Raw genomic sequence first — 23,157 nt, forward strand, 5'->3', positions numbered from 1 at the left:
TGTGCCGACTTCAAAGGGCAGTTCAGGATGCAGGACGGCAATTGGTGCTATCCGCTGACCATTACCGATCAGATGAGTCGCTATCTGCTGCTCTGCCGGGCGCTGCCCGGCACGCACAGCGAGCCGACGCGACAGGGATTCGAGTGGGCTTTCCGGGAGTTTGGATTGCCGGACGTAATCCGCACAGATAACGGGGCGCCTTTCGCATCGACCGGTTTGTCGCGGCTGTCGAAGCTGTCCGTCTGGTTCATCAGGCATGGCATCCATATCGAGACAATCACACCAGGGCGTCCTGACCAGAACGGTCGACACGAACGGATGCACCGCACCCTCAAAGCAGCGGTACTGCGAACACCGGCGGAAAATCTCGTACGCCAACAGCTGGCCTTTGAAGAGTTCGTTCAGGACTTCAACCATGATCGACCACACACCGCACTGGGCATGAAACCGCCGGCTTCCGTCTACAGACCTTCGTTGCGCCCGTATCCGGGCTACTTGCCCGCGGTCGAATATGGCCCTGAGGTTGAGGTACGCAAGGTTCGCTCGAACGGCGAGTTCAAGTGGAAGGGGCAACGAATGTTTTTGGGCGAGGCGCTGATCGGCGAGGACATCGCGCTGAAGGAAGTGGCTGATGACGTGTGGGAGCTGTACCTTTGCAACTTCTGTTTAGGCAGGCTTGAGCGCGGTGCCAACCGCGTATCAAGCCTGTAAAAGGTGTAAACGATGTCCCCGGTCTAATGTGTAAAGGATGTACCGGTCTCTACAGTGAGGGCCGGCGGTTTAACGCGGCAGTTCAATCCGCTCGACTTCCCCGGGCACCGTCGGCCAGTCCCCGGCCGCCCACTTGCGTCGCGCCTCATCGATCGCCGCCGGATCGCTCGCGACAAAATTCCAGTTGATTCGCCGTGGCCCATCCAGTGGCGCACCACCGAACAACACCGCGTGGCTGTCGCTCTCGGCGAACAGACTCATCTCTTCCCCGGCCGGCAATACCGCCAGCGCATGGGGTTCCACCGTCTCGCCATTCAGCTGCACATCACCACTCAACACATACAGCGCCCGCTCTTCATGTTCGGTCGGGATCAGCAACGTGGTCGCGGTTTGCATCTTCAGTTCGGCATACAGCGTAGGAGAAAGCACCGGCACCGGTGATTCCAGGCAAAAGCCTGACCCGGCAATCATGCGGATCTGCACGCCGAGGTTGTCGCTGACCGGCAAGGTCGCGGCCGGGTGGTGGCTGTAATGCCCCGGGCCTTGTTCGTGATCCTTGGGCGAGGCGAGCCAGATTTGCAGGCCGTGCATCTTGAAGCTTTGCTCCCACAGCGGTTCGGGCGTGCGCTCGACGTGCGCGATCGCCGTACCAGCCGTCATCCAGCTGACATCGCCGGCGCTGACCACCTGATCCGAACCCAGGCTGTCCTTGTGCTGGATCTGTCCTTCGAACAAATACGTGAGGGTCGACAGACCGATGTGCGGATGCTGTCGGATGTTCATGCCTTTGCCCGCCGGATAAACCGTTTCGAGCATGTGGTCGAAAAACACAAAAGGCCCGACGCTGCGGCATTTGGCTGACGGCAGCGGGCGCAGGATCGGCTGGCCTTCGACGTCTTCGGCGCGCGGGCGGATGATCAGGGGTTGGGTGTCCATGGTCCATTCCAGGCTGAGCGGGTGATGCGTGGAGCATAACCCGCCGGTGTCATCGAGGTGATTACTGGCTGTCGAAGCCGACTGGCGCGTGGGTTTCGATGGTGACTTCGCTGGTGGTCATCAGCTTGTGGATCGGGCAGCGATCGGCGACGCGCAGCAGTTCTTCGCGCTGGGCATCGGTGAGCACGCCCTTGAGGGTGAGGGTCACGTGCAGGGCGTATTTGCCTTTCTGTTCCTGGCTGTTGTCGCGTTTGACCTCAACGCCGACGCCGGTCAGCGGGATGTCCTTTTTCTTCGCGTACAGCTTCAGGGTCAGGGCCTTGCAGGCACCGAGGGCGGCGTCGAAGTAATCGTGCGGCTCCGGAGCCGAGCCTTCGCCGCCAGCAGTCGTCGGGACGTCTGCAAACAGCTCATGCTCATCGATCTGAACGGTGTGGCGAAAACCTTCGGCGGACACGGTATTGACGGTAACGGTCATGTGAACCTCGCAAGCTGTAGGAAAAGGGATTCGATCAAAAAAGACCTTGCAGGTATAGAGCATTTCCCACACAGGCGCGTTCCACTTTCTTGCCGGGTGAACCCTCGTTGCCCGGCGAGGGTCTAGGCTATGCCTGTCTGCCGGAGAATGCTTGTGTCCGTGTTTCGTTTGAGCCTTGCCTGCCTGATGGTTTTCACCGGCGCCGCCAGTGCCCGGGAATACACCTACAGTGACGCGCACTTGCATTACGTGGATTTTTTCCAGGAAACCGCCGGCATGCCGAAATTGCTGACGGCCATGAAGGAGAACTCCATCGAGCACGTGATGATTTCCGGCATTCCCGTGGCGAAGAAATGGCACGAAGACGAGCCAAAGCGCCCGCGTTACTACGCCGGCGATGACGCCGATGCCTATTGGTACAGCGCGACTGACGTGATCGTCGCCGACGCGGTGCAGAAGCTGACGCCGGAGCAACGCCAGTACTTTCACCCGTTTCTTTCAGGCTTCAACCCCAACGACAAGAACTCCGCCGCGCACATCCAGCGCATGCTCGATCTGTATCCCGGCTTGTGGCAGGGCATCGGCGAGGTCTTCACCCGTCACGACGATCTCACCGCACTCACCTCAGGCGACACGCCACGCGCCAACAACGAAGCCATGACCCGCATCTATCACCTGGCCGCTGAAAACGATCTGCCGGTGATGCTGCATTCCAATATCACCTCCAAGCGTGAGAAGAATCCGCTGTACCTGAAGGAAATCGAAGAGCCGCTGCGTAATCATCCGCACACCCGGTTCATCTGGGCGCATGCCGGCACCAGCGCCGAAATCCACCGTCATCAGACGCAGCTGGATTTTCTGCTGCCGACCCTCACGCGAATGCTGGAGGATTACCCGAACCTGTTCATCGATCTGTCGTGGAGCTTGCTTACGCCTTATCTGCTGGACGAAAAGGGTCAGCCGCGAACGGAGTGGGTGCAACTGGTGGAGCGCTATCCGGATCGCTTCATGATCGGTTCGGACGTGGTCGGGCGATTCAACAAACTCGGTAAGGAAATCCACGGCTTCAAGCCGTTTCTTGATGCCTTGCCCGAGACGGTCGCGAAAAAAGTCGCACGGGACAACTTCCTGGCGATATTGCCGCGAACAGCGCTCAAGTCCGGCAAACCCGCGCTGAATCGTTAATGCCGAGGGGTTCGTAGGATCAAGGCCTTTTGATATCGCGTTTTGGTCTTACGCATTTTTTAAAAGGGCCGATACCTTCTAGAGCAACCAGCTGCAGGGTTGATGCAGCGCTTTTGGAAGGAACCAGAGCAATGAGTATCCGTAGTCTCAATATTGCGCCCCGGGCCGGGCTGGGTTTTGGCGTGCTGGCGCTGATGGTGTTTGCCCTTGGGGCGTTCGCCCTGTTGCAGATGTCGAACATGCGTGCGCAATCCGACGAGGTCGACAACAACTGGCTGCCCAGCGTGATGGCGGTGGGCGAGATGAGCCAGGACATGCTGCGCCTGCGCGCGCTGACCATGCGCCTGTTGCTCAATCGCGATCCGCAGGCGCTGGAGCAGAACGTGGCCAAGCTCAATGATTTGCGCGGTGTGCTGAGTGAAGCCCAGCAGCGTTACGACAGCCTGATCGCGTTGCCCGCAGAGCGCGCGCTGTTCGACCGCTTCAAGGTCGCTGAACACAAGTACCTGGAGCTTCAGGCACAGGTGATGACGTTGTCTGCTCAGGGACGAGTGGAAGAGGCGGCCGCCATTCTCAATGGACAGATGAGCCCGCTGGCGGATGAAATTGCAGTGACCCTGCGTGAGTTGGTCGAATTGAACAAGCACAACGCCAACCTCGCCACAGAGGCCGCACGGCTGGTGTTCACCAACTCGCGGGTGTGGGTCGGGGTGATGATCGGCATCACTGCGCTGATTACCATCGCGCTGGCGTTATTGCTGACCCGCAGCATCGTGCTGCCGCTGTCGCAATCGCTCAATGTCGCGGAAGTGGTGGCAGGAGGCGATCTGACCGGGGATATCAGCATTTCCGGCAAGGACGAACCGGCGCGGCTGCTGCACGCGCTCAAGAGCATGCAGCACAACCTGCGTGACACTATCCGCCGGATCTCGGAGTCCTCCAGTCAGTTGGCCTCGGCCTCGGAAGAGTTGAGCTGCGTCACCGAAGACGCGACGCGGGGGCTGCATCAGCAGAGTCTGGAAATCGAACAGGCGGCTACGGCGGTCAACCAGATGACGGCGGCGGTGGAGGAGGTGGCGAGCAATGCCGTCGCGACTTCCGAGGCGTCCCGTGAGTCTGATCGTATTGCCCAGCATGGCCGCGAGCAGGTGCAGCAGACCGTGTCGTCCATCGAGCTGCTGGCGGACGATGTCACCGCCAATGCCACGCAGGTGGAGGATCTGGCGCAGAAGGTCTACAGCATCAGCAAAGTGCTGGACGTGATCCGCTCGATTGCCGAACAGACCAATCTGCTGGCGTTGAACGCGGCGATCGAGGCCGCACGGGCGGGAGATGCCGGACGGGGTTTTGCGGTGGTGGCGGACGAAGTGCGGGCGCTGGCCCATCGCACTCAGCAGTCGACGCAGGAGATCGAGCAGATGATCGGCGGCATCCAGCAGGGCACCGATTCGGCGGTCAGCTCGATGCAGCAGAGCAACGTCCGGGCGCGCTCGACCCTGGAGCTGGCGAAGGCCGCCGGCATTGCGCTGGAGGAAATCGCTTCGGCGTTTACCTTGATCAACGAGCGCAACCTGGTGATCGCCAGTGCGTCGGAAGAGCAGGCGGCCGTGGCGCGGGAGGTTGACCGCAATCTGATGAACATCCGTGACCTGGCGATGCAGACGTCTGCCGGGGCCAATCAGACCAGCGCTGCGAGTCAGGAGCTGTCGCGGCTGGCGGTGGACCTGAACAGCATGGTCGCCAGGTTCTCGGTCTGATCAGCGTTCGACAGGCGAAAAAAAGCCCCGCGTTTGCGGGGCTTTTTGTTGAATCAGCTGCCTTTGACTGTCTTGCCGTTGACCGTACCGTCGAGGAGCATGATGTTGTACTCCTTGCCGTCGGTTTCGACCTGTTGCAGGCGAACCAGCAGGTAATCCCAGTCCTTGGCGAACCACAGGACGGTGATGCGCTTGCTTTGTGTCGGATCGCGGACACGCTCGACCTTGATCGCATCGATCTGACCGGCCTTGGTTTCTACCTTCTCCGAACCCAGCACGCGGAAGTCGTAGGTATCGACTTCGCCATCATCGACTACCTGATAGCTCATGCTTTTCTTGCCGGCGGCCACGTCATGCTGCAGCGCCAGTTGATAGGTGGATTTGTCGACCATGCCACGGTTGAGCGGGATTTTCACCGCGTCGCCGCGGTCGGTGCCGGTCACCAGCTTGTTGGCCCAGTCGAAGTCCAGGTCAGCCTTTTTCGCCTTGCCCAGACCACCGCGTTCGAAGTGGTAGGACTGTGGCAGCAGGGTGTCCTTGTCCAGGGTCAGGGTGCTTTCCTCGGACAGGCTGGCAATCATCATCGAGGCCTTGAAGCTGAGCTTCCAGACGCCGTTGGCCTGTTTGGTCAGGCTGCGCTCGGCGGTGCCGCTCATGGGCAGCTGTTTCCAGTCGGCGGTGTAGCTGGCGGAGAACGGTTGAAGGTCTGCCGCCTGCGCGAAGGGCAGGGCGAGCAGAGCGCAAGCGAAGAGCAGGGCGCGACGCATAATATCTCCTAGTTTCGAATCAAGTGACCGCTGGCCGGCAGTGGCTGGCCATCCAGTAAAGCACCTTGCTCGCCGAGGCTCAGCCGTCCTTCGGCGAACCAGCGTACGGCCATCGGGTAGATCAGGTGTTCCTGAGCATGAACCCGCTGCGCCAGACTTTGCGGCGAATCGTGCAACTCTACCGGGATTACTGCCTGTACGACCAGTGGTCCGCCATCGAGTTCCTCGGTGACGAAGTGCACGGAGCAGCCGTGTTCGGCGTCGCCAGCCTCCAGCGCGCGCTGATGAGTGTGTAACCCTTTGTATTTGGGTAGCAGCGACGGGTGGATGTTGAGCAGGCGACCCTGGTAGTGACGGACGAAGTCAGCGCTGAGAATGCGCATGAAGCCGGCCAGTACCACGAGTTTGGGGTTGAATTCGTCGATCAGTTCGATCAGGGCGGTATCGAAGGCCTCGCGGCCCTCGAATCCCTTGTGATCCAGCGAGCGGGTGGCGATACCCGCGTCACTGGCGCGTTGCAAGCCGTAGGCGTCGGCGCGGTTGGAAATCACCGCAGCGATGCGGACCGGGCTGTCGCCGGTCCGCGTGCTGTCGATCAGGGCCTGCAAGTTACTGCCGGTGCCGGACAGCAGCACCACGACATCACAGGTGTTTGGCATCAGTGAGCCTTGAGGTTCTTCAGTTCGACCTGAGCCGCGCCTTCGGCAGCGGCAGCGATCTGACCGATGACCCAAGGCTGCTCGCCGGCGTCACGCAGGGTGTTCAGGGCAACTTCAACGTGCTCCTGAGCCACGCAGATGACCATGCCCACGCCGCAGTTCAGCACGCGGTGCATTTCGGTTTCGTCGACGTTGCCTTTCTCTTGCAGCCAGTCGAAGACGGCCGGGCGGTTCCAGCTGGCCACGTCAACCACGGCTTGAGCGCCTTTTGGCAGAACGCGCGGGATGTTGTCCAGCAGGCCGCCACCGGTGATGTGGGCCATGGCCTTGACCGCGCCGGTGTCCTTGATCAGCTTGAGCAGCGGCTTCACGTAGATGCGGGTCGGGGCCATCAGCAGTTCGGTCAGCGGCTTGCCGTCGAGCTGCACGGTTTCGATGTCGGCACCGGACACTTCGATGATCTTGCGGATCAGCGAGTAGCCGTTGGAGTGCGGGCCGGACGATGGCAGGGCGATCAGGGCGTCACCGGTGGCGACTTTCGAGCCGTCGATGATTTCGGCTTTTTCCACGACGCCGACGCAGAAACCGGCCAAGTCGTAGTCTTCGCCTTCGTACATGCCAGGCATTTCAGCGGTTTCGCCGCCGACTAGCGAGCAGCCAGCCAGTTCGCAGCCTGCACCGATACCGGTAACCACGGTGGCGGCCACGTCGACGTTCAGCTTGCCGGTGGCGTAGTAGTCGAGGAAGAACAGCGGCTCGGCGCCGCACACCACCAGATCGTTGACGCACATGGCGACCAGGTCCTGGCCGATGCTGTCGTGCTTGTTCAGGTTCAGCGCCAGGCGCAGTTTGGTGCCGACGCCGTCAGTACCGGAAACCAGTACCGGCTGCTTGTAACCGGCCGGGATCTCGCAGAGGGCGCCGAAACCGCCCAGGCCGCCCATGACTTCCGGGCGCGCAGTGCGCTTGGCGACGCTCTTGATGCGTTCGACCAATGCTTCACCGGCGTCGATGTCTACACCGGCGTCCTTGTAGCTCAGGGAGGGTTGCTTGCTCATGATCCAGGCCTTTAGGGGAGGGGATTCAGGGGTAACGACCGAGTTCAGCGGGAGCGCCGAATCCGACAGGGGCGATTGCCTCACGCGAAGTTCGGAGTGCCCGGCTGTTGCCGGTCTGCGAAGGCGCGCGATTTTATCAGGCTTGAGGGGCAGCGGCCATCCTCACGCCGACGGGCAGGGGCATATCGGTGGAAAAATTTTGCAATTGACGCTGTGGGCGACATCACGGGTGCCTGTATAAGGAACCGTCTATCGTTAGGACTGTGCAAAAACTTACCGACCGCGTGTGAATGTTTTGCGACGGCCTGTGGTCACAGGCTTGCCACAACGGTACACGCGGCCTGTTCCAGCCGCTCTTGTCGACGGGAATTCTCCATGCGTTTGTGTAAATTGCTGTTAGTGGGTGGTTTGTCTCTGATCAGCCTGGCGAGCCAGGCGGAAAATCTCAAAGGTCTTTATCAGGTGCGCGAACCGGTCACTGGCCAGTCGCCAGAGGAGCGCGATCGCGCGACCCAGGCTGCGCTGGATACGCTGGTGCTGCGCCTGACCGGCGACCCGAAAGCCCCGCAGAACCCGGGACTGGCGCCGGTTCGCAAGGATCCGCAGCAGATCATCAGTCAGTTCGGTTTCGATGCCGGGCCGCCGGAAGTGCTGAAAGTCGATTTCGATCCGGGGACCACCGAGCAGGCGTTGCGCCGCGCCGGGCTGGCGCTGTGGGGCGCCAACCGGCCCTCGATCCTGAGTTGGTGGCTGAACGATTCGACCGAGGGTTCGAGCCTGGTGGGTGACGGTCAGGCCAGTGCCACACCGTTGCGCCGCGCCGCCCAGCACCGTGGATTGCCGTTGCGCCTGCCTTTGGCGGACTTGAGCGAGCAATTGGTCGCAACCGCGCCTGCGCTTGAAGGTGCCGACCCGGCGCCGCTGCGTAACGCTTCCGAGCGCTACAACGCTGACGCCTTGCTCGCCGTGCATGCCCGCGAAGACGGTGGGCAATGGCAGGCCAAATGGCAATTGTGGCTGGGCGACAAAAAAGAGGCGGGCAACGTGCAGGGCGCGGATCAGGCCGCCGTGGCCGATGCGGTGATGCTGGCGGTGACTGAACGGCTGGCGCCACGCTTTGTGGCCAAGCCGGGCGCGTCCGGCCAGCAGACCCTGGAAGTCCAGGGCATGAATCTGGAGCACTACGCGGCGCTGCTGCGGTTACTCGAACCGTTTGGCGTGCGTCTGCAGAGTGTCGATGCCGATCGCATCCTGTATCGGGTCAACGGCAGTGCCGATCAGTTGCGGGCGCAGTTGTCGCTGGCGAAGTTGCAGGAATTGCCGGCCGAGGCGCCGGCTCCGGTCGCTGCACCTCAGCCTGCGGTCGCCGGGGCGCCACCAGTCGTTGCGCCGACGCCTGCACCGGTGGCGCCGTCTTTGCGGTTCCGCTGGTAGGTTTTCTTTCTTATATATAAGCAATGGAGTGTTACATGGCCGATACGCGGCGTTGGTTCTGGCTCGGTGGGGTGCTCCTGCTTTGCGCGTTTGTCTGGTTGCTGCATCCGATCCTTACGCCGTTTCTGGTGGCGCTGCTGCTCGCCTATCTGTTCGATCCGCTCGTCGATCGTCTTGAGCGCCTGGGGCTGTCTCGCACTTGGGGTGTGATCGCGGTGTTCGCCTTGTTCACCCTGATCGTCACCGCGTTGTTGCTGGTGCTGGTGCCGATGCTCGCCAAGCAATTAGTACGGCTGTATGAACTGGCGCCGCAAATGCTCGACTGGTTGCAGCACACTGCCGTGCCATGGGCGCAATCCAAGCTGGGGCTGTCGGACGGCTTCTGGAAGTTCGACAAGGTCAAAGCCGCGATCAGCGAACACATGGGCCAGACCACGGATATCGTCGGTGTGGTGCTGAGTCAGGCGACGGCCTCGAGCCTGGCACTGATCGGCTGGCTGGCGAATCTGGTGCTGATCCCGGTGGTGAGCTTTTACCTGCTGCGTGACTGGGACGTGATGATGGCAAAGATCCGTGGCCTGTTGCCCCGTGATCGCGAAGAGCGTGTGGTGGCGCTGGCGGGTGAGTGCCATGAAGTGCTGGGCGCGTTCGTGCGCGGGCAGTTGCTGGTGATGCTGGCGCTGGGCGTGATCTATGCGGCCGGTCTGATGATTGTCGGGCTGGAGCTGGGCCTGTTGATCGGTCTGATCGCGGGGTTGGCGGCGATTGTGCCGTACATGGGATTTGTGATCGGCATCGGCGCGGCGCTGATTGCCGGGTTGTTCCAGTTCGGTGGCGATCTGTATCCGATGATCGGGATCGTGGCGGTGTTCATGGTTGGTCAGGCACTGGAAGGCATGGTGCTGACGCCTTTGCTGGTGGGGGACCGGATCGGTCTGCACCCGGTGGCGGTGATTTTCGCGATTCTGGCCGGTGGCGAGCTGTTCGGCTTCACCGGTGTGCTGCTGGCATTGCCGGTGGCGGCGGTGATCATGGTGCTGGTGCGACACGTCCACGATCTGTACAAGGATTCCGACATCTATAGCGGGGTGGATGAGCCGGAGTTGTAATGTGATGCGCGGGCTGCCCGGTGGATTGCCGGGTTGGCCCGTCTCCTGCAGGCCATGGCGCCAAAGAAACTGTCATAAAACCAGCACGTTAACGCAAACCTTTGATTTTGCTTGGGGTCTGTCGCATTGTGCGCTCCGCTTCACGGGTATAAACTTCGCTCACTTTACACAGAGGCCACTAACGGTTCCTTGGGAACTGTTCAGTCAGCATGAAACCGATTCAGCTGCCCCTAGGTGTGCGTCTGCGTGACGACGCCACCTTCATCAACTACTACCCAGGCGCCAATGCCGCTGCACTCGGCTATGTCGAGCGTCTATGCGAAGCCGACGCCGGCTGGACCGAAAGCCTGATCTATCTGTGGGGCAAGCACGGGGTAGGGCGGACGCATCTGTTGCAGGCCGCGTGCCTGCGCTTCGAACAGATGGGTGAACCGGCGGTGTACCTGCCGCTGGCCGAGTTGATGGATCGCGGCATCGAAATTCTCGACAACCTCGAACAGTACGAACTGGTCTGCCTGGATGACTTGCAGGTGATTGCCGGCAAGGCGGACTGGGAAGAGGCGATGTTTCATCTGTTCAACCGTCTGCGTGACAGCGGTCGGCGTCTGCTGATCGCGGCGTCCACTTCGCCACGTGAACTGCCGATCAAACTGGCTGACCTGAAATCGCGCCTGACCCTGGCGCTGATCTTCCAGATGCGTCCTCTCTCCGATGAAGACAAATTGCGTGCCCTGCAATTGCGCGCATCCCGTCGCGGTCTGCACCTGACCGATGAAGTCGGGCATTTTATTTTGACTCGCGGTACCCGCAGCATGAGCGCGCTTTTCGATCTGCTGGAGCAGCTCGATCAGGCCTCTTTGCAGGCTCAGCGCAAGCTGACCATTCCCTTCCTGAAAGAAACCTTGGGCTGGTAAAACCGGGGCTTTCAGCCGATTTCGGCATATTTCAGGCGCCAGAAAACCCGCTTTCCTGTGGGGTGCACAGGCCGCGTCTCGATTCAAATAGGCTTAAGCGCTTAGATGTAAACGAGAAACCGGGAAGTCACAAAAAGATCGATTGAATTTGCAAATGAGGCTGATAGCGGGCATAGTCTCGGCTTCTTTACAACTATCAGCCACGGTCGTGCCCATGCTAAAGCGCTTCGCACCCCTCGTGCCTCTCGCACTCGTCACCCTGTTGTTCGGTTGCGCTGCTCATTCACCTGTTAATCAAGAGCAGCAACAACAGGTTAAAAATTCTGCCACCGCCCAGTCCTCCGTTATTTACCAGGAAGAGCTGGACACCGAAAAAGAACTCGCCGACTTCAACGGCAAGAAGCCTTACCAGCTTCCGGTTCTGGCCGACAGCATCCTCGAACGCGGCATGTCCCTGATCGGTACCCGTTACCGTTTCGGTGGTACCTCTGAAGCCGGTTTCGATTGCAGTGGTTTCATCGGCTATCTGTTCCGCGAAGAGGCCGGCATGAACCTGCCACGCTCCACTCGCGAAATGATCAACGTGGATGCGCCGCTGGTTTCGCGCAGCAACCTCGAGCCGGGCGACCTGCTGTTCTTCGCCACCAATGGTCGTCGCGGTCGTGTCAGTCACGCCGGGATCTACCTGGGCGACAACCAGTTCATCCATTCCAGCTCTCGTCGCAGCGGCGGTGTTCGCATCGACAGCCTGGGCGACAGCTACTGGAGCAAGACCTTTATCGAAGCCAAACGCGCTTTGGCGAACGCTCCAACCGTGGTTACCGCTCGCAAGTAATCACGCATTTGTCGCCACGCTCGTGGCGACAAAGCGGCCCTTCAGAGGCAATAGACCTAAACTTTACAAGGTGAAGTTAAAGTCTTACTTGAAGTTTGCCGCGTAGCCGCTAGAATCCTGATCTATATTGATGGCAAACCGCCTGCGTCCCAACGCAGGCGGTTTTGTTTTCTATCGAATCGGCAGTCAAAGCCGCAGCCAGATCAGGATGTTCTGCATATGACGATGTCGGCCCGCTTTGCCTTGATGTTCTTCGCCGCGCTGCTCAGCGCCTGCGCCAGCCGCACTCCGCCGCCTGCGTCGGTGGTTCGCGCTCCGATCGTATTCGGATCCTCCCAGGCCTTTTCCCCCGCTGCCGAAGACGTGCTGTTCCGCGCGCTCGGGCTGGTCGGCACGCCTTATCGGTGGGGCGGCAATACGCCGGATTCGGGCTTCGATTGCAGCGGTCTGATCGGTTTCGTCTACCGCGATGCCGCCGGCATCAGCCTGCCGCGTTCGACCCGCGAGATGATCGTCATGCAGGCGCCGAATGTCGGCAAGGAAGGGCTGCAGACCGGCGACCTGATCTTCTTCGCCACCAATGGCGGCTCACAGGTCAGCCATGCGGGGATCTACGTCGGGGAAGGGCGCTTCGTTCATGCGCCGGCCACCGGCGGCACGGTTAAGCTGGACAGCCTGTCGAAGGCGTATTGGCAGAAAGCCTATCTGAGCGCCAAGCGCGTTTTGCAGCCAGAGCATCTGGCGCATAACCCGTAACCCAGATACATAAAAACCCGTGGGAGCTGAATGGCTCCCACGGGTTTTTTTATGCCTGCAACACACTAGCGGGTCGCTGACACCCGCCACACCTTGTTCCCCACGTCATCGGCTACCAGCAATCCACCTTGCTGGTCGATCACCACGCCGACCGGACGACCCAGCGCGTTCTCGTCCTTGTCGAGAAATCCGGTCAGCACGTCAACCGGTGTGCCGCTCGGCTTGCCAGCGGCAAACGGTACGAAGATCACTTTGTAACCACTGTGCGGCTTGCGGTTCCACGAGCCGTGCTGGCCGATGAATGCGCCTTCCTTGAACTGTGCCGGCAGGCGATTGCCCTCGGCGAAGGTCAGGCCCAGTGACGCGGTGTGCGGGCCGACGGCGTAGTCCGGAGCGATGGCCTTGGCCACCATGTCCGGCCGCTGGGGTTCCACGCGCACATCAACGTGCTGGCCGTAGTAGCTGAACGGCCAGCCATAGAAACCACCATCCTTGACCGAGGTGATGTAGTCCGGCACCAGGTCGCTGCCAATCTCATCGCGTTCGTTGACGGCGGTCCACAGCGCACCGCTTTGCGGCTCCCAGGCCAGGCCGTTGGGGTTGCGGATGCCCGAGGCGAAGATCCGGTGGTTGCCGGTGGCGCGATCCACTTCCCAGATCGCCGCGCGGCCTTCTTCCTGATCGAGGCCGTTTTCGCCGACGTTGCTGTTCGAGCCGACGGTGACGTACAGCTTGCTGCCGTCTTTGCTGGCGATGACGTTCTTGGTCCAGTGATGGTTGAGCGTGCCGCCCGGCAAATCCACGACCTTGATCGGCTGGCTGTTGATTTCGGTCGCGCCGGGCTCGTAGTTAAAGCGCAGCAGGCGATCGGTATCGGCGACGTACAGATCATTGCCGACCAAGGTCATGCCGAACGGCGAGTTGAGGTTCTGCAGGAACACCGTGCGGGTCTCGGCCACGCCGTCATGATCGGCATCGCGCAGCAGGGTGATGCGATTCGGGCTGGGGACGCCGGCACCGGCGCGGCCCATGACTTTTTTCATCACCCAGCCGCGAATGCCCTTGCCGTCGTCGGGCTTGGGCGGAGCGTTGGTTTCCGCCACCAGCACATCGCCATTGGGCAGCACGTAGAGCCAGCGTGGGTGATCGAGATTTTCGGCAAACGCCGCCACCTGCGTACCTGTCGCTGCCATCGGTTTGGCGCCGGCCGGCCAGCCGATGGCCGGGGCGATGTTCACCGTCGGGATCAGGGTCTTGTTCGGTTCGGGCAGTTTCGGTGACGGACCGGTGCCGTCGGTAACTTGCAGGCTGGAGGATTCACCACAGGCGGCGAGCCCTCCGGCGATCATGATGACGAAAACGAGCTGGGGCTTGCGCATTGCTGATCTTCCCTATGAATGCATTCCTAAACATAGAGAAGCGCACAAGCCCGATGGTTCAACCCTCAGCCGCGGGCTTCCTTGAACAGCACGGCAATGCCGGGGTGATAGTTGCCGGCTTCGCTGCGCAATTTGCGGTAGGCGTAGGGGAAATACCAGGCGACGGCGCAGGTGTGTTCCTTTTGCAGGTCGTCGACCATGTCCTGCAATTCTTCCGGGCTGGCGCTGTGTTGGGCTTTTTGCGGGGCGACGAACAGGCAGCCGAGTTTCAGGTCGCTGGCGTAGCTGATGCGCTTGGCGTCGCTGGTGATATCCGCCAGGGCCTGGGTCAGATTCAGGCTGGTGACGCGCGGCCAGCGTTGAGTCGCCTGAATGAAGGCGCGATCCTCGGTGCCGGCAATAAACAAATCGGCGCGGGCGTTGCGCTCGCCTTCTTCGTTCTGTTTGCGGGTGGCAGTGTCGCGCAGGGTGACCAGTTCAGCCATCCACGCGGCGGCCGACAGCAGACCGAGGTTGGCTTTTTCGTCGTGCCAGTAGGGCGTGTCATTGTCGCCGCGCACGGCGTTGTAGCGGTCGATACAGTCAAACCAGCGTTCCAGCACCGGGCGCAGGAATTCCAGCCGCGGATTGCTGATGATCATGCCTTGCATGGGGTTCTCCCTTGTTATTGTGATGGGCTCTCTGCAGTCAAAGAGCATGGCTCTTTGATATCACTCATGTCAGTGTGGCACAAGATTGGCGTCAGTTAATTGATCGATGGCAGTTATTCGCCGCACAAGCCCCTCTTCAATTGACGCTCCACCCCCAACCCTCTAACCTTCGCGGCTTGTTTCAGGTGCTCTGTGGCGCATGTCGACAGAGTGAAACAGGGAAGCCGGTGAGGCGGGTCTTCGAGCGAAGAACCCTCACGATCCCGGCGCTGCCCCCGCAACGGTAAATGAGTAAAAGCTGCGTCTGATGCCACTGCTTAACAGCGGGAAGGCGCGCAGCCAGGCACCAGCCGCTCATGAGCCCGGAGACCGGCCTGATCCATCCAGCGGCATCACGGTGGGCGATGCCAGGCTTGTTGCCGTCTATTCTTGTGCCTGCCCGCCGTTATCCAGCCTCAACGGAGAGCTCCCCCATGACTGATTCCCCCGAGCGCGACGAGCGCCACCTGGCGCGCATGCAGCGCAAAAAAGCCGTGATCGATGAGCGCATCGCCAATTCGCCAGACGAATGCGGCCTGGTGCTGGTGCTGACCGGCAACGGCAAAGGCAAAAGCAGCTCGGCATTCGGCATGCTCGCCCGCGCCATGGGCCACGGCATGCAGTGCGGCGTGGTGCAGTTCATCAAGGGCCGCAACAGCACCGGTGAAGAGCTGTTCTTCCGCCGCTTCCCCGAGCAAGTGCGCTTTCATGTGATGGGCGAGGGCTTCACCTGGGAAACCCAGGACCGTCAGCGCGACATCGCCGCCGCCGAAGCGGCCTGGGAAGTCTCCCGCGAGCTGCTGCGCGATCCGTCGATCGGTCTGGTGGTGCTCGATGAACTGAACATCGCCCTCAAGCACGGTTACCTCGATCTGGATCAGGTACTCAGCGATCTGCAGGCCCGTCCGCCGATGCAGCACGTGATCGTCACCGGCCGCGCTGCCAAGCCGGAAATGCTCGAGATGGGCGACACCGTCACCGAAATGGGCATGATCAAGCACGCCTTCCAGGCCGGCATCAAAGCGCAGAAAGGCGTCGAACTTTGAATCAACCACGTCACTGCCCTGCGGTACTGATCGCCGCGCCGGCTTCCGGCCAGGGCAAGACCACCGTCACCGCCGCGCTGGCCCGTCTGCATCGCAATCAGGGGCGCAAGGTCCGCGTATTCAAGTGCGGCCCGGACTTTCTCGACCCGATGATCCTCGAGCGCGCCAGCGGTGCGCCGGTCTATCAACTGGACATGTGGATGGTCGGCGAGCAGGAAAGTCGACGTCTGTTGTGGGAAGCCGCTGCCGAAGCCGATCTGATCCTGATCGAAGGCGTGATGGGCCTGTTCGATGGCACGCCGTCGAGCGCCGACCTGGCGCGGCATTTCGGCGTACCGGTGCTCGGCGTGATCGACGGCACGGCCATGGCCCAAACGTTCGGCGCACTGGCCTTGGGCCTGGCGCGCTATCAGCCTGATCTGCCGTTCGCCGGCGTGCTGGCCAATCGTGTCGGCACCGTGCGCCATGCGCAGTTGCTCGAAGGCAGCCTCACCGAAGGCCTGCGCTGGTACGGCGCGTTGTCCCGGGAAACCGGGATCGAACTGCCAAGCCGCCATCTCGGTCTGGTGCAGGCCAGCGAACTGAATGATCTCGACGTACGTCTCGACGCCGCCGCCGAAGCACTCGCCGGCACATGTGAGGTAGCGCTGCCACCGGCCGTGGAATTCGCCGCGCCTGGAGTCGTTGAGACCGAAAAGCTGCTCGAAGGCGTGCGAATTGCCGTCGCCCGCGACGAAGCCTTTGCCTTCACCTACGGCGCCAGTCTCGATCTGTTGCGGGCGATGGGGGCGGAGCTGAGTTTCTTCTCGCCGATCCGTGATGCGCAATTGCCTGAAGCCGAAAGTTTGTACCTGCCCGGCGGTTATCCGGAATTGCACCACGTTGCCTTGTCGCAGAACACTGACATGCTCAAAGCGATCCGCGCTCACCACGCCGCCGGCAAACCGCTGCTCGCCGAATGTGGCGGCATGCTTTATCTGCTCGACTCCCTGACCGATGTCGAAGGCACCCGCGCTGATTTGGTCGGCCTGCTGAGTGGCGACGCCGTGATGCAAAAGCGCCTCGCTGCGCTGGCCTTGCAAGAGGTCGACCTGCCGGAAGGCCTGTTGCGCGGCCACACCTATCACCATTCCCTGACCACCACCGAACTGACGCCGATTGCCCGTGGCCACAGCCCCAACGGCGGGCGCGGCGCGGAAGCGGTTTACAGGGAAGGGCGGATGACCGCCTCGTACGTTCACTTCTATTTCCCGTCAAATCCGTCGGCGATTGCCGCGCTGTTGGTGCCATGAGCGACAACGCCTTCACTGACGCCGAGCGCGAAGCGGTCTACCGCGCCATCGCTGAACGCCGCGACATGCGCCACTTCAGCGGCGGTATGGTCGAGCCTGACGTGTTGCGACGATTGCTTGAAGCCGCACACCAGGCACCGAGCGTCGGCCTGATGCAGCCGTGGCGCTTCATCCGTATCAGCGACCGCGCCTTGCGTGGTCAGATCCAGAACCTTGTTGAAGAAGAACGCGTGCGCACCGCCGAAGCCCTCGGCGAACGCAGTGACGAGTTCATGAAGCTCAAGGTCGAAGGCATCAACGATTGCGCCGAAGTATTGGTCGCCGCGTTGATGGACGATCGCGAGCGGCATATTTTCGGTCGTCGCACGCTGCCGGAAATGGACATGGCGTCGTTGTCCTGCGCGATTCAGAACCTGTGGCTCGCCGCGCGTGCCGAAGGCCTGGGCATGGGCTGGGTGTCGCTGTTCGAACCGCAGGCGCTGGCCGACTTGCTGAAACTGCCGGCCGGGGCCAAGCCGCTGGCGGTGCTTTGCCTGGGGCCGGTCAAGGAATTTTATCCGGCGCCGATGCTGGTACTCGAAGGGTGGGCGCAGGCGCGTCCGCTCAATGAGCTGCTGTATGAAAATTTTTGGGGAGTGAGTCAATGAGTGTGGCGTTGTTGAGTGTCGCCGCGGTTGCGCTGGATGCGCTGCTGGGTGAACCGAAACGCTGGCATCCGCTGGTGGCGTTCGGCAATTTCGCCGGGCGCATCGAGCAACGTTTCAACAGCGGCGGTCGTGGCTGGCGCAGCCATGGCGTCACCGCGTGGGTGATCGCGGTGTTGCCGCTGACCCTGCTGGCCACGGCGTTTTCCTGGGCGCCTTACGTGGGCTGGATCGTCGAGATTCTTGCGCTGTATTGCGCCCTCGGCATGCGCAGCCTGGGTGAGCACGTCGAGCCGGTGGCCAAGGCCTTGCGTGCCGATGATCTGGAAGAGGCGCGCAAGCGTGTGGGGTATCTGGTCAGCCGCCAGACCGATGAGCTGGACAGCACCGCCGTCGCCCGCGCCGCCACCGAGTCGGTGCTGGAAAACGGCAGCGATGCGGTGTTTGCCGCGCTGTTCTGGTTTGCCGTGGCCGGTGCGCCGGGCGTGGTGCTCTATCGTCTGAGCAATACGCTCGATGCAATGTGGGGCTATCGCAACGAACGTTTCGAGCGTTTCGGCTGGGCGGCGGCAAAAATCGACGACGTCCTCAACTACATTCCTGCGCGGCTGGTAGCGTTGACCTACGCGCTGCTCGGCAAAACCCGACTGGCGCTGAAATGCTGGCGCACCCAGGCGCCGAAATGGGACAGCCCGAACGCCGGCCCGGTTATGGCCGCCGGCGCGGGTGCCTTGGGCGTCGAACTGGGTGGTCCGGCGATTTACCACGGCGAGCTGCACGAGCGTCCGCAACTGGGCGAGGGCGTGCCGGCGGATGCCGATTCCATTGATCGCGGCTGGCAATTGGTCCAGCGCGGGGTATGGTTATGGCTGCTGATTCTCTGCGTGGGGGCTGAGTTCTATGCTTGAGCACGGTGGCCGGTTGCGCAGGGCGGCGCTCGAATACGGCATCGCGGAAGAAGACTGGCTCGACCTGTCCACGGGGCTTGCGCCGTGGCCGTTTCCGGTCCCGGATATTCCGCTGCGGGCCTGGGCACGCTTGCCGGAAAACGATGACGGTCTGGAGCAGGCCGCCTGCGATTACTACGGTACCAGCCAGGTGCTGCCGGTGGCCGGTTCGCAGATGGCCATTCAGTTGTTGCCGCGATTGCGTCGGGCCGGCAAGGTCGGCGTGCTGTCGCCGTGTTATGCCGAGCATGCTGAAGCCTGGCGGCGCAGCGGCTATATCGTGCGTGAGGTGCTGGAGCAGGAAGTCGATTTCTTTCTCGACAGCCTCGACGTGCTGGTGGTGGTCAATCCGAACAACCCAACGGGCCTGAACCTGACCCCGGCGCGCCTGCTCGACTGGCACGCACGGCTGGCCCAGCGCGGCGGCTGGCTGGTGGTCGATGAAGCGTTCATGGACAACACGCCGCAGCTGAGTCTCGCCCCGCATGCGCATCAAGTGGGGTTGATCGTGTTGCGCTCGTTCGGCAAGTTTTTCGGTCTGGCCGGTGTGCGGCTTGGGTTCGTGCTGGCCGAGCGCAAGTTGCTCCGGTTGCTGGCCGAACAGGTCGGGCCGTGGGCAGTCAGCGGGCCGACCCGCGTGCTCGGCCATGCCTGTCTGCGCGACACCGAAGGCCACACGCATCAGCGCATCCGCAGCGACGAGGCCTGCGAACGATTGGCTGCGCTGCTCGAACGTTCCGGTTTCAAACCGCAGGGCGGCTGCGCGCTGTTTCAGTGGCTGATCACCGAACAGGCCTCCGCGTTGCACGAATTCATGGCCCGCCGTGGCATTCTTCTGCGCCTTTTCGCGCACAACAGCAGTCTGCGATTCGGGCTGCCCGCCGATGCCGCCGACGAGGCGCGCCTTGAGCAAGCCCTGCAAGCATTCGCCCTGCAACGCTCTATGGAAAACAAACCAGCATGACCACTTTAATGGTGCAGGGCACCACCTCCGACGCCGGCAAAAGCACGCTGGTGACGGCGCTCTGCCGCTGGGCAACCCGTCAGGGCGTTGCCGTGGTGCCGTTCAAGCCGCAGAACATGGCGCTCAACAGCGCGGTGACTGCCGACGGCGGCGAGATCGGCCGCGCGCAAGCGGTGCAGGCCCAGGCGGCGTTTCTCGAGCCGCACACCGACATGAACCCGGTGCTGCTCAAGCCCAACAGCGACACCGGCGCTCAGGTCATCATCCACGGTCGTGCGGTCACCAGCATGAACGCCGTCGCCTATCACGACTACAAAGCCATCGCCATGCAGGCCGTGCTTGCCTCCCACGAGCGTTTGCGTGCCGCCTATCCGCTGGTGATGGTCGAAGGCGCGGGCTCGCCGGCCGAGATCAATCTGCGCGCCGGTGACATCGCCAACATGGGCTTCGCCGAAGCGGTGGATTGCCCGGTGTTGCTGATCGCCGACATCAATCGTGGCGGCGTCTTCGCCCATCTGGTGGGCACGCTGGAACTGCTGTCGCCGAGCGAACAGGCACGGGTCAAAGGTTTCATCATCAACCGTTTTCGCGGCGACATCGCCTTGCTGCAACCGGGCCTCGACTGGCTGGAACAGCGCACCGGCAAACCGGTGGTGGGCGTGCTGCCATACGTGATGGATCTGCATCTGGAAGCCGAGGACGGCATCGACCAGCGTCAGACCGACAAGGCGGAGCAAGTCCTGAAAGTGGTGGTGCCGGTGCTGCCGCGCATCAGCAACCACACCGATTTCGATCCGCTGCGTCTGCATCCGCAGGTTGATCTGCAATTCATCGGCTCGGGGCAAGCGATACCGCCGGCCGATCTGATCGTTCTTCCGGGCTCGAAAAGCGTGCGCAGTGACTTGGCGTATCTGCGCGCCAATGGCTGGGAATCCGCCATCCGCCGTCACCTGCGTTACGGCGGGAAATTGCTCGGGATCTGCGGCGGTCTGCAAATGCTCGGCGAGCAGGTGCACGATCCGCTGGGCCTTGAAGGTGCGCCGGGTTCCAGCGCTGGTCTGGGGTTGCTGGCGTTCGAAACGCAGCTCGAAGCCGAGAAGCAGCTGCGCAATGTGCACGGGCGTCTGGCGCTGGAAGATGCCGAGGTCAGCGGTTATGAAATTCATGCCGGCGTGACCACGGGAGCGGCGCTGGAAAATGCTGCCGTGCATCTGGACGACGGCCGCTGCGACGGCGCGCAAAGTCTCGACGGGCAGATTTTCGGCACCTACCTGCATGGGCTGTTCGAGTCGCCGGCGGCCAGTGCCGCGCTGTTGCGCTGGGCCGGCCTGAACGATGTGCAGGAGGTGGATTACCACGGCTTGCGCGAACGCGATATCGAACGGCTGGCGGATCTGGTGGAGAAGCATCTGGATACCGGGCTGTTACGCGAACTCTGTGGAATCTCCCCATGCTCCAGTTGATCCTCGGCGGCGCCCGCTCCGGCAAAAGTCGTCTGGCCGAAAAACTCGCCACTGACAGCGCGCTGGCCGTGACATACATCGCTACCAGCCAGCCGCTGGATGGCGAGATGAATGAGCGTGTCGCCCATCATCGCGCTCGTCGTCCTGCCGAATGGGCGTTGATCGAAGAGCCGCTGGAACTGGCCCGTGTGCTGCGCGAAAACGCTGGCCCCGAGCGTTGCCTGCTGGTGGATTGCCTGACGCTGTGGCTGACCAATCTGCTGATGCTCGATGACGCTGAACGCCTCGCCGCCGAGCGCGAAGCCTTGCTCGAATGCCTGGCGTCGCTGCCGGGTGAAATCATTTTTGTCAGCAACGAGACCGGAATGGGTGTCGTGCCGCTGGGCGAATTGACTCGCCGCTACGTCGATGACGCCGGTTGGCTGCATCAAGCTCTGGCCGAGCGTTGTCAGCGAGTTGTCCTGACGGTCGCCGGCCTGCCCCTGACTTTGAAAGGACCTGCGTTATGACCCAAGCCTGGTGGCTGAACCCGTGCAAACCGGTGGACGCGAACGCCGTTGAAAACGCGGCGGCGCGTCAGCAGCAATTGACCAAACCCGCCGGCTCCCTCGGGCGGCTCGAATCGGTGGCGGTGCAGCTGGCCGGATTGCAGGGCCGAATCAAGCCGACACTGGATCAAGTCTGGATCGCGATTTTTGCCGGCGACCATGGCGTTGTCGCCGAAGGGGTTTCCGCGTTCCCGCAGGAGGTCACCGGGCAGATGCTGCTGAACTTCGTCAGCGGCGGTGCGGCGATCAGCGTGCTGGCGCGGCAACTCGGCGCGCAGCTGGAAGTGGTGGATCTGGGCACCGTGACCCCGTCGTTGAACCTGACGGGCGTGCGTCACCTGAACATCGGCCCGGGCACGGCGAATTTCGCCAAGGGCGCGGCGATGACTCAGGCCCAGGGTGAACTCGCTTTGCAGGGCGGTCGCGACAGTGTGCTGCGGGCGAAAGCGGCAGGCGTGCAATTGTTCATCGGCGGCGAAATGGGCATCGGCAACACCACGGCAGCCAGTGCGCTGGCCTGTGCTTTGCTCGACTGCCCGGTGGCACACCTGACCGGCCCCGGCACCGGGCTGAATGCCGAAGGCGTCAGCCACAAGGCGCAGGTGATCGAGCGGGCGCTGGCACTGCATGCGGCGCAACGTGGCGATGCGTTGCAGACGCTGTTCAATCTCGGCGGCTTCGAGATTGCGGCTTTGGTCGGCGCGTATCTGGCGTGTGCTCAGGAGGGTGTGGCGGTGCTGGTGGATGGGTTCATCTGTACGGTCGCCGCGCTGGTGGCAGTGCGCCTGAATCCGGCCTGCCGTGAATGGCTGCTGTTCGGGCATCGCGGTGCCGAGCCGGGCCATCGTCATGTGCTGGAAACCCTCGGCGCTGAACCGCTGCTCGAGCTGGGCCTGCGTCTGGGCGAGGGCAGTGGCGCGGCGCTGGCGGTGCCGTTGTTGCGCCTGGCCTGCGACCTGCACGGCCAGATGGCAACCTTCGCTGAAGCCGCGGTAGCGGACCGCCCGGCATGACGCTGCGTCTGGATCTGCTGCGCCACGGTGAAACCGAACTCGGCGGCGGCCTGCGCGGCAGCCTCGACGATGCGTTGACCGAAAAAGGCTGGGCGCAGATGCGCGAGGCGGTGAGCGGGCAGGGGCCGTGGGATCGGCTGGTCAGTTCGCCGTTGCAGCGTTGTGCGCGGTTTGCTGAAGAGTTGAGCGCGCAGTGGGAGCTGTCGGTTTCTCTGGACAAGAATCTGCAAGAACTGCATTTCGGTGCCTGGGAAGGGCAGAGCGCGGCGGCGCTGATGGAAACCGATGCCGAGGGCCTGGGCTTGTTCTGGGCGGATCCCTATGGGTTTACCCCGCCGCAGGGGGAGCCGGTCAGCGATTTTTCGGCGCGGGTGCTGGCGGCGGTGATGCGACTGCACGCGGCGCACGCGGGTGAGCGGGTGTTGCTGATCAGTCATGGTGGCGTCATGCGTCTGTTGCTGGCGCAGGCCCGTGGCTTGCCCCGTGAACAACTGCTCAATGTCGAAGTCGGCCACGGCGCGCTGTTTTCGCTGATCGTCGAGGCCGACGGTTCGCTCAGGGAAGTGCTCTGAC

23 protein-coding genes, 2 pseudogenes and 1 riboswitch are annotated in these 23,157 nt (G+C 62.2%); of the genes and pseudogenes, 18 read left to right on the forward strand and 7 right to left on the reverse strand.

Annotation, left to right across the window (positions count from 1 at the left end; translation table 11 throughout):
• On the forward strand, positions 1-711 hold a 711-nt coding region (locus ACKUG4_RS09040; RefSeq protein WP_445433852.1), incomplete at its 5' end, for an integrase core domain-containing protein.
• Between the two features lie 69 nt (positions 712-780).
• On the opposite strand, the gene ACKUG4_RS09045 is transcribed toward ACKUG4_RS09040, so the two are convergent.
• Both ACKUG4_RS09045 and ACKUG4_RS09050 read right to left on the reverse strand, forming a co-directional pair.
• A complete protein-coding gene (locus ACKUG4_RS09045) occupies positions 781-1,647 on the reverse strand; it encodes a pirin family protein (protein ID WP_064594499.1) in 867 nt (288 codons plus the stop codon).
• Between the two features lie 61 nt (positions 1,648-1,708).
• The gene (locus ACKUG4_RS09050; protein ID WP_007959010.1) at positions 1,709-2,125 is read right to left on the reverse strand and encodes an OsmC family protein; all 417 of its coding nucleotides are present in this window, start codon (positions 2,123-2,125) and stop codon (positions 1,709-1,711) included.
• A gap of 129 nt (positions 2,126-2,254) precedes the next feature.
• Here ACKUG4_RS09050 and ACKUG4_RS09055 point away from each other — a divergent pair, with 129 nt between their 5' ends.
• The 3 genes and pseudogenes from ACKUG4_RS09055 to ACKUG4_RS09065 all read left to right on the forward strand — a co-directional run bounded on the left by ACKUG4_RS09055 (position 2,255) and on the right by ACKUG4_RS09065 (position 5,067).
• A complete protein-coding gene (locus ACKUG4_RS09055) occupies positions 2,255-3,310 on the forward strand; it encodes an amidohydrolase family protein (RefSeq protein ID WP_445433853.1) in 1,056 nt (351 codons plus the stop codon).
• Positions 3,311-3,441: 131 nt separating this feature from the next.
• Positions 3,442-3,969, forward strand: a pseudogene (locus ACKUG4_RS09060) (MCP four helix bundle domain-containing protein); the annotation flags it as partial.
• 54 nt (positions 3,970-4,023) lie between these two features.
• Positions 4,024-5,067, forward strand: coding sequence for a methyl-accepting chemotaxis protein (locus tag ACKUG4_RS09065; protein ID WP_445434027.1), 1,044 nt, complete (start codon positions 4,024-4,026; stop codon positions 5,065-5,067).
• 53 nt (positions 5,068-5,120) lie between these two features.
• On the opposite strand, the gene ACKUG4_RS09070 is transcribed toward ACKUG4_RS09065, so the two are convergent.
• The 3 genes from ACKUG4_RS09070 to purM are packed head-to-tail and all read right to left on the reverse strand — an operon-like array spanning position 5,121 to position 7,551.
• Complete coding sequence (locus ACKUG4_RS09070) at positions 5,121-5,834, reverse strand: DUF3108 domain-containing protein (RefSeq protein ID WP_007950391.1); 714 nt, start codon at positions 5,832-5,834, stop codon at positions 5,121-5,123.
• 8 nt (positions 5,835-5,842) lie between these two features.
• Entirely contained in the window at positions 5,843-6,493 is a 651-nt protein-coding gene (gene purN / locus ACKUG4_RS09075) for a phosphoribosylglycinamide formyltransferase (RefSeq protein ID WP_085611491.1), read from the reverse strand.
• Positions 6,493-7,551: a phosphoribosylformylglycinamidine cyclo-ligase gene (gene purM, locus ACKUG4_RS09080; protein ID WP_011333132.1), complete on the reverse strand. Its 1,059-nt coding sequence runs from the start codon at positions 7,549-7,551 to the stop codon at positions 6,493-6,495. The genes purN and purM overlap by 1 nt, the downstream gene beginning before the upstream one ends.
• 375 nt (positions 7,552-7,926) lie before the next feature.
• Between purM and ACKUG4_RS09085 the strand changes: the two genes are divergently transcribed.
• The 5 genes from ACKUG4_RS09085 (at position 7,927) to ACKUG4_RS09105 (ending at position 12,599) form a co-directional block, all read left to right on the forward strand.
• A complete protein-coding gene (locus tag ACKUG4_RS09085) occupies positions 7,927-8,985 on the forward strand; it encodes a DUF2066 domain-containing protein (protein WP_445433854.1) in 1,059 nt (352 codons plus the stop codon).
• A gap of 35 nt (positions 8,986-9,020) precedes the next feature.
• Positions 9,021-10,094 (forward strand): AI-2E family transporter, encoded by a 1,074-nt coding sequence (locus tag ACKUG4_RS09090; protein ID WP_039769808.1) that lies wholly within the window; start codon positions 9,021-9,023, stop codon positions 10,092-10,094.
• Positions 10,095-10,303: 209 nt separating this feature from the next.
• Positions 10,304-11,008 (forward strand): DnaA regulatory inactivator Hda, encoded by a 705-nt coding sequence (hda, locus tag ACKUG4_RS09095; RefSeq protein ID WP_007950396.1) that lies wholly within the window; start codon positions 10,304-10,306, stop codon positions 11,006-11,008.
• A gap of 214 nt (positions 11,009-11,222) precedes the next feature.
• Positions 11,223-11,843 carry a C40 family peptidase gene (locus ACKUG4_RS09100; RefSeq protein ID WP_039769810.1) on the forward strand — a complete coding sequence of 207 codons (621 nt, stop codon included), beginning with the start codon at positions 11,223-11,225 and terminating at the stop codon, positions 11,841-11,843.
• 219 nt (positions 11,844-12,062) lie between these two features.
• Positions 12,063-12,599 carry a C40 family peptidase gene (locus tag ACKUG4_RS09105; protein WP_445433855.1) on the forward strand — a complete coding sequence of 179 codons (537 nt, stop codon included), beginning with the start codon at positions 12,063-12,065 and terminating at the stop codon, positions 12,597-12,599.
• A 65-nt stretch (positions 12,600-12,664) separates the two neighbouring features.
• Here ACKUG4_RS09105 and ACKUG4_RS09110 read toward each other — a convergent pair whose 3' ends face one another.
• Together ACKUG4_RS09110 and ACKUG4_RS09115 are read right to left on the reverse strand one after the other, a co-directional pair.
• On the reverse strand, positions 12,665-13,978 hold the full coding sequence (locus tag ACKUG4_RS09110) for a PQQ-dependent sugar dehydrogenase (protein WP_445433856.1): 1,314 nt from the start codon (positions 13,976-13,978) through the stop codon (positions 12,665-12,667).
• 65 nt (positions 13,979-14,043) lie between these two features.
• Positions 14,044-14,628, reverse strand: coding sequence for a hypothetical protein (locus ACKUG4_RS09115; protein WP_064594511.1), 585 nt, complete (start codon positions 14,626-14,628; stop codon positions 14,044-14,046).
• A gap of 166 nt (positions 14,629-14,794) precedes the next feature.
• Positions 14,795-15,020, forward strand: a riboswitch (cobalamin riboswitch).
• 81 nt (positions 15,021-15,101) lie between these two features.
• On the opposite strand from ACKUG4_RS09115, the gene cobO reads away from it, so the two are divergent.
• The 9 genes and pseudogenes from cobO to cobC all read left to right on the forward strand — a co-directional run bounded on the left by cobO (position 15,102) and on the right by cobC (position 23,156).
• The gene (cobO, locus tag ACKUG4_RS09120) at positions 15,102-15,713 is read left to right on the forward strand and encodes a cob(I)yrinic acid a,c-diamide adenosyltransferase (protein ID WP_064378669.1); all 612 of its coding nucleotides are present in this window, start codon (positions 15,102-15,104) and stop codon (positions 15,711-15,713) included.
• Positions 15,710-17,005 (forward strand): cobyrinic acid a,c-diamide synthase CobB, encoded by a 1,296-nt coding sequence (locus tag ACKUG4_RS09125; RefSeq protein WP_445433857.1) that lies wholly within the window; start codon positions 15,710-15,712, stop codon positions 17,003-17,005. The genes cobO and ACKUG4_RS09125 overlap by 4 nt, the downstream gene beginning before the upstream one ends.
• Complete coding sequence (bluB, locus tag ACKUG4_RS09130; protein WP_445433858.1) at positions 17,002-17,652, forward strand: 5,6-dimethylbenzimidazole synthase; 651 nt, start codon at positions 17,002-17,004, stop codon at positions 17,650-17,652. Before ACKUG4_RS09125 ends, bluB begins: the two co-directional genes overlap by 4 nt.
• The gene (gene cbiB / locus ACKUG4_RS09135) at positions 17,649-18,557 is read left to right on the forward strand and encodes an adenosylcobinamide-phosphate synthase CbiB (protein WP_064594520.1); all 909 of its coding nucleotides are present in this window, start codon (positions 17,649-17,651) and stop codon (positions 18,555-18,557) included. Before bluB ends, cbiB begins: the two co-directional genes overlap by 4 nt.
• A complete protein-coding gene (gene cobD, locus ACKUG4_RS09140) occupies positions 18,550-19,560 on the forward strand; it encodes a threonine-phosphate decarboxylase CobD (protein ID WP_445433859.1) in 1,011 nt (336 codons plus the stop codon). Before cbiB ends, cobD begins: the two co-directional genes overlap by 8 nt.
• Positions 19,557-21,015: pseudogene (locus ACKUG4_RS09145) on the forward strand (cobyric acid synthase); the annotation flags it as partial. The gene cobD and the pseudogene ACKUG4_RS09145, both read left to right, overlap by 4 nt.
• Positions 21,011-21,532 carry a bifunctional adenosylcobinamide kinase/adenosylcobinamide-phosphate guanylyltransferase gene (cobU, locus tag ACKUG4_RS09150; RefSeq protein ID WP_445433860.1) on the forward strand — a complete coding sequence of 174 codons (522 nt, stop codon included), beginning with the start codon at positions 21,011-21,013 and terminating at the stop codon, positions 21,530-21,532. The pseudogene ACKUG4_RS09145 and the gene cobU, both read left to right, overlap by 5 nt.
• Positions 21,529-22,584, forward strand: a complete 1,056-nt coding sequence (gene cobT / locus ACKUG4_RS09155) for a nicotinate-nucleotide--dimethylbenzimidazole phosphoribosyltransferase (protein ID WP_445433861.1) — start codon at positions 21,529-21,531, stop codon at positions 22,582-22,584. Before cobU ends, cobT begins: the two co-directional genes overlap by 4 nt.
• Positions 22,581-23,156, forward strand: coding sequence for an alpha-ribazole phosphatase family protein (cobC, locus tag ACKUG4_RS09160; RefSeq protein WP_445433862.1), 576 nt, complete (start codon positions 22,581-22,583; stop codon positions 23,154-23,156). Before cobT ends, cobC begins: the two co-directional genes overlap by 4 nt.
• Position 23,157: the final 1 nt, after the last annotated feature.

Origin of the sequence: Candidatus Pseudomonas auctus (assembly GCF_048654275.1) — a bacterium.
GTDB lineage: Bacteria > Pseudomonadota > Gammaproteobacteria > Pseudomonadales > Pseudomonadaceae > Aquipseudomonas > Aquipseudomonas pharyngis.